4 protein-coding genes are annotated in these 6370 nt (G+C 69.2%); 2 read left to right on the top strand and 2 right to left on the bottom strand.

Going from position 1 to position 6370, the window contains the following annotated elements; genetic code table 11:
• On the top strand, window positions 1–2169 hold a 2169-nt coding region (locus KBB57_RS00695; protein WP_290745241.1), incomplete at its 5' end, for a hypothetical protein.
• A gap of 150 nt (window positions 2170–2319) precedes the next feature.
• Here the strand turns inward: KBB57_RS00695 and pepT are convergent.
• Together pepT and KBB57_RS00685 are read right to left on the bottom strand one after the other, a co-directional pair.
• Window positions 2320–3573 carry a peptidase T gene (gene pepT / locus KBB57_RS00690; RefSeq protein ID WP_290745238.1) on the bottom strand — a complete coding sequence of 418 codons (1254 nt, stop codon included), beginning with the start codon at window positions 3571–3573 and terminating at the stop codon, window positions 2320–2322.
• Window positions 3573–5237, bottom strand: coding sequence for a DEAD/DEAH box helicase (locus KBB57_RS00685; protein ID WP_290745235.1), 1665 nt, complete (start codon window positions 5235–5237; stop codon window positions 3573–3575). Before KBB57_RS00685 ends, pepT begins: the two co-directional genes overlap by 1 nt.
• 256 nt (window positions 5238–5493) lie before the next feature.
• Here KBB57_RS00685 and KBB57_RS00680 point away from each other — a divergent pair, with 256 nt between their 5' ends.
• Window positions 5494–6285 carry a ferredoxin--NADP reductase gene (locus tag KBB57_RS00680; protein WP_290745232.1) on the top strand — a complete coding sequence of 264 codons (792 nt, stop codon included), beginning with the start codon at window positions 5494–5496 and terminating at the stop codon, window positions 6283–6285.
• Window positions 6286–6370 lie beyond the last annotated feature (85 nt).

The raw sequence follows: 6370 nt of genomic DNA, 5'->3' as shown, positions 1-6370 counted from the left end.
GCGACCGGGACCTACACCTACACGGTGAAGCAGGCGGACATCGACGCCGGGACCAAGCTCGTCAACGTGGTGACGGCGGACAGCAACGAGACGCCGCCGGACACCGACGACGAGACGGTGACGGTGAAGTCCGACGCGCAGCTCGACGTGGTGAAGACGGCGAACGTGACGGAGGTGACGCAGGCCGGTCAGCAGATCGTCTACACCTACGTGGTGACGAACACCGGCAACACGACGCTGACCGGGGTCACGGCGGTGGACGACGCGTTCACGCCGGGCGAGGCCGGCGACGACGTGACGATCACGCTGGACAAGACGACGCTGGCTCCGGGCGAGAGCGCGACCGGGACCTACACCTACACGGTGAAGCAGGCGGACATCGACGCCGGGACCAAGCTCGTCAACGTGGTGACGGCGGACAGCAACGAGACGCCGCCGGACACCGACGACGAGACGGTGACGGTGACGCAAGATCCCGATCTGGCGATCGACAAGCGCTTCGTCGAGATCATTGAGGACGACGGCAGCTACGGCGGCGGGGCGAACGGGAAGCTCGACAAGGCGGGCGAGGTGATCGTCTACGAGATCGAGGTGACCAACAACGGCAACGTCACTCTGACCAACGTCGTCGTCACCGATCCGCTCACTAACACTAACCAGGACGTGGGGACGCTGAAGCCGGGCGAGTCGCGGACGATCACGACGACTTACACCCTCACGGCTGCCGATATCGCCAGCAACGGAACGATCGAGCCGGACAATGTGGCGCCGGGCCAGATCGACAACACGGCGCGGGCGGACAGCGATCAGACGGACGAAGTGCGCGACAGCGTGTCGGTCCCGCTCGTGGCCAAGCCCGTCAAGCCCGCCAAGCTTGAGATCGACAAGTCGGTCAAGGGCATCAAGGACAAGGACGGCGACGGGCTGGTCGACGCCGGCGACGTGATCACCTACCGGATCAAGGTCACCAATGCCGGCGCCCAGAAGCTCACCGGCGTGACGATCGACGATCCGCTGCTCGGCGGCACCATCGCTTCGGGGATCACCTTGGCGGTCGGCCAGAGCAAGACGATCACCAAAACCTATGTCATCACCCAGGAGGATATCGACACCAACGGTAACGACTGGGACGGCAAGATCGACAACACCGCGACGGCCGACAGCAACCAGACCGATCCGGTCAGCGACAGCGCCTCGACGCCGATCGACTACAAGCCGAAGGTGACGATCGAGAAGCAGATCCTCGTCAACGGCGCGTGGAAGGACGCGGACAGCGGCCCGGGCGCCACCTTGGCCAAGGACGCGGACCATATGGTCGACTTCCGGGTGGTGGTGAAGAACGCCGGCAACGTCACGCTCACCGGGATCGAGGTGATCGACGACAACGGAACGCCGGGATATCTCGCGGACGACTTCATCATCGCGCTTCCGGACACGCTGGCGGTTGGTGGGAAGGCGACTGCACGCTACACCTCCTACTGGCAGGAAGGGACGCAGAAGAACGTCGCCACCGTCGATACGGACCAGACCGGGTCGGTCTCCGACGCGGCCTACTATACCGGCAAGAAGGGCGGTGGCGACGGGGGCGTGTGCAAGGCCTCGTTCTGGGCGAAGAACAAGGCGTTCTGGGACGGCGACCTCACCAATGACGGGCCGAACGCAGGCAAGCCCGGCTATCCCGCGGCGGATGTGCTCAAGGCATCGGAGAAGTTCGACTTCTTCGACACCGACGGGGACACGCTCTACTTCACCGGCGAGCTGCTTCAGGGCGCCCACAAGGGCAAGCTGAACACGGTCGGGCTCTCGCTCGACGAGGCCTACAAGCTCATCGCCGCCGGCACCCCCAGCGACGCCCGGCCGATGCTCGCCCGCGAGGTGATCACCGCGACGCTGAACGGCCTGGCCGGCAACGCGACCCCGGACACCGAGCTGCGGGAGGCGGTCGACTGGCTCGTCACCCACGGCTTCGGCAAGGGCGTCCAGGACGAGGACGGGTACGGCTTCGCGACCAACACCTCGATCGGGACCGGCAACTCGAAGTGGACGTCGATACCCGCGCTCAGCACGGAGTCGGCGGCGTCGCTGCGCAGCCAGCTCGCGACCTACAACGACACCGGCTTCGATGACGGCGTGAGGATCGCGGCCGACGGCGACACGCTCTTTATCTGAGCGCGACGCCTAATCCGACTGTCCGGCAAGAAATGGGGGCGCCCTTCGGGGCGCCCCTTCGCTATCTCGCGCCTCGGGCGAGTAACGGCCGGGTGAGGGAGGCTCTCTCCGGGCTCAGGCCGGGCTGTGCGGCGACGTCGCCGGGCGCCCTCAGCGCTGCGGGCGCTCGGACCAGAGCCGGGCAAGCTCGATGGCGACGCCGACCGCCGCCGCCATGTCCTGGACGCTCACCCATTCCAGTGGCCCGTGGACGTTCTGCATGCCGGTGAAGACGTTGGGCGTCGGAATGCCGAGCTCCGTCAGGCGCGACCCGTCCGTCCCGCCCCGGATCGGGGCGGAGACCGGCTCGAAGCCGCAGCGAAGATAGGCCGCGCGCGCGATCTCGACGGGACGCATGTCCGTCTCGAGCCAATAGCGCATGTTCCGGTATTGCGGCGTGATCTCGACGTTCACGCGGGCTCTCGGCTCCGTCGCGGCGACCGCTTCCGCGACCTGGCGGACCAGCACCCCGTGGGCGGCGAGACCCTCGAGCTCGAAGTCGCGCAGGATCAGGCGGATCTCCGCAGCGGCGGCCGTCCCGCGCAGCTCGTAGACGTGGATGAAGCCCTGCCGCCCGGAGGTTGTCTCCGGCGTGCGCGTCGCCTGCGGCAGCGTGTCGACGATCCGCGCCGCGAGATGCAGCGCGTTGACCAGCCGGTCCCTGGCGTCGCCGGGATGGATCGAGACGCCCTGGATCCGCACGACCGCCTTGTCGGCGGAGAAGCTCTCCCAGGTCAACTCGCCCTTCTCGCCGCCGTCGAAGGTATAGGCGACCGAAGCGGCGAGGTCGCGGGGCAGGTTGGAATGCACCCCGCGGCCGATCTCCTCGTCGGGCGTGAAGGCGATGCGCACGGGGCCATGCGGCAGGTCGGGCCGGGACAGCAGCGACCGAGCCGCCGTCATCACGATCGCCACGCCGGCCTTGTCGTCGGCGCCGAGCAGCGTCGTCCCGCTCGCCGTGACGATGTCCTCGCCGAGCTTGCCGGCGAGATAGGGATGGGTCTCTGGCGAAAGCTCCAGCTCGGGAGCGTCGGCGAAGCGGATCGGCGCGCCGTCCCAGGCCCGATGCGCCACGGGCTTCACGCCGGTCGCGTTGAACTGCGGCGCGGTGTCGACATGGGCCAGCCAGGCGATGGTCGGCGCGTCGCCGGAAACCGTCGCCGGAAGGGTCGCCAGAACCGCGCCGTACTCGGTCAGCTGGACGTCGTGCGCCCCCATCTCGGCAAGCTCGTCGCGCAGCATGCGGGCGAGGTCGAGCTGGATCGCCGTGCTCGGCTCGCTGGCCGAGGCCTCGTCGCTCTGGGTGTCGACCGCGGCGTAGCGCAGCAGCCGCGCCTCCAGCTCCTCGTCGAACTCGGTCCGCATCAGGCGGCGGAGGGCGAGGCTTCCGCCGCGGCGGCCTTCGCCACGCGACGGCGCGGCGCGCGCCGCTTCCGGGGCGTCTCTTCCGCGCCGGTCGGATCGGCCGCCTCCGCGCTCGCGGGAATGTCGCTCACGGCGCCGCCCACGGGAACGTCGCTCGAGGCGCCGCCGGCCGCGGCGAGCGGCGGCGCCTCGGCAACCGCCTCCTCCTCCGGTCCGGCGGCCTCCAGGATGCGGAACTCGCGGAGCAGGAAGGCCGGGACGTGATCCCCCATGCCCGGCACGAGCGCGTCCCCCACGCCCGAACGCCGGCGACCGCCCTCGTGGCGCGGGCGCTCGTCCCGCTCGCGGCGGGCAGCTGCCTGCGCGATAGCCTCGCCCGGGACGGCAGCCTCGACCGGGGCAGGCGCGCCGACGGAAGCGCCGCCACGGCCGCCGCGGCTGCGCGACCGCTCGCGCGACCGCGGCCCCCGGTCGGCAGGCGCCGACGCAGCCGCCTCATCGACCGGCGCGCCGCCGGCCAGCGGGCTCTCGCGCATCGGGACGGCCTTCTTCACCAGCTCCTCGATCCGCGCGAGGTGCTTCTCCTCGTGCGGCAGGCAGAGGGTGATCGAGGTGCCCGACCGCCCGGCCCGGCCGGTGCGGCCGATGCGGTGGACGTAGTCCTCGGGATGGATCGGCACGTCGAAATTGAAGATGTGGCTGACGTTGGGGATGTCGAGCCCGCGCGCGGCCACGTCCGAGGCGATCAACAGCTTCAGCTCGCCGTCGCGGAACGCCTGCAGGATCTTCATCCGCAGCTTCTGGTCGAGGTCGCCATGCATCGCCGCAGCGTCGAAGCCATGCTTCTTCAGCGACTTCGCCAGCACGTCCACCTCGACCTTGCGGTTGCAGAAGATGATGCCGTTGGTGAGCGCGTCGCCCTCGGCGCGGATCAGCCGGCGCAGGATCTCGCGCTTCTCCGCCGGGCCGGTGTCCTTGCGTCGCGGGGTGTGCTTGACCACCCACTGGTCGATCGTCTCGGAGGTCGTCGCCTGGCGGGCGACCTCGACCCGCACCGGGTTGTGCAGGAACGTGTCGGTGATCCGGGTGATCTCGGGCGCCATCGTCGCCGAGAAGAACAGCGTCTGCCGCGTGAAGGGCACCAGCTTGAAGATGCGCTCGATGTCGGGGATGAAGCCCATGTCGAGCATCCGGTCGGCCTCGTCGACCACCATGATCTGCACGCCGGTCAGCATCAGCTTGCCGCGCTCGAAATGGTCGAGCAGGCGGCCGGGCGTCGCGATCAGCACGTCGACGCCGCGGTCGATGAGCTTGTCCTGGTCCTTGAAGCTGACGCCGCCGATCAGGAGGGCCATCGAGAGCTTCAGGTGTCTGGAATACTTCTCGAACTGCTCGGCCACCTGGGCGGCGAGCTCGCGGGTCGGGCAGAGCACGAGGCTCCGCGGCATCCGCGCGCGGGCCCGGCCCTTGGACAGGGCGCAGAGCATCGGCAGCACGAAGGCGCCGGTCTTGCCGGTGCCGGTCTGGGCGATGCCGAGCACGTCGCGGCCTTCGAGCGCGTGCGGGATGGACTGGACCTGGATGGGGGTCGGGGTCTCGTATCCAGCCTCGGATACGGCCTGAAGGACTCGCGGGTCGAGCGAGAGGTCGGAGAATGTGGTCATGTGGCCTTGCGTTGACTACTATGGCGGCGGGCGGCCGCTATGTTGTCGCGCGGCCTCGGGCCTCCGGATTGAGGCCCTGACTTGTCGCGCTCATATATGCTTGCGCCCGATCTGCGTCAACGTCAGGCGAATCGCCCGCCGATCACTACCTCGCGGGCTCTTTCCCCCGACGGCCGGCCGGTGTAAAAGCCGCCGCCCGGGGCGCGCGCAGCGGTCGAGCCATGCCCATGGCTCTCACGGCACAGAGGACTGGTGGATGGAGCAGGTGGTGGACAAGGCGCTGCGCGGCATGGCGCTCCTCAAGGTGCGCGACATCCGGCACTGGACCGACCGGACGTTCTCCTTCCACTGCGAGCGCCCGGCGAGCTTCCGCTTCCGCTCCGGCGAGTTCGCGATGATCGGGCTGCTCGCCGAGGGCAAGCCGCTGCTCCGCGCCTACTCGATCTGCTCGCCGGCCTGGGAGGAGGAGCTCGAGTTCTACTCGATCAAGGTGCAGGACGGCCCGCTGACGTCGCGCCTCCAGCATATCCGCGAGGGCGACGAGATCGTCATGCGGCCGAAGCCGGTGGGCACCCTCGTCCACGACGCGCTGGTGCCCGGCAAGCGGCTCTTCCTGTTCTCGACCGGCACCGGCATCGCGCCCTTCGCCTCGATCACCCGCGACCCTGAGACCTACGACAAGTTCGACCAGGTCGTGCTCACCCACACCTGCCGGCAGGTCGGCGAGCTCGCCTTCGGCTACGACCTCACGCGGCGGATCCGCGAGCACGAGTTCCTGCCCGAGGTCGTCGGCGACAAGCTCGTGCATATTGCGACGACCACCCGCGAGGAGAGCCCGGCCATGGGGCGGATCACCGACTGGATCCGCGACGGCCGGCTGGCGGCGGCGACCGGCGCGCCGCTCGATCCGGCGACCGACCGGGTGATGATCTGCGGCTCCATGGCCATGCTCCAGGAGCACAAGGCGATCTGCGAGGAGCTCGGCTTCGTCGAGGGCTCGAACTCGGAGCCCGGCCAGTTCGTCATCGAGAAGGCCTTCGTCGACTGATCGCGGCGTGACGGCCGGGGAGCCTCGGGACCGGGGCTTGCCTTCCCGGGCCCGAGGTCACGTCCCCAAGGACACGCCCACTGGA

It is taken from the genome of Amaricoccus sp., assembly GCF_017993425.1.
Lineage (GTDB): Bacteria > Pseudomonadota > Alphaproteobacteria > Rhodobacterales > Rhodobacteraceae > Amaricoccus.
This window is presented reverse-complemented; position numbering and strand designations above follow the sequence as displayed.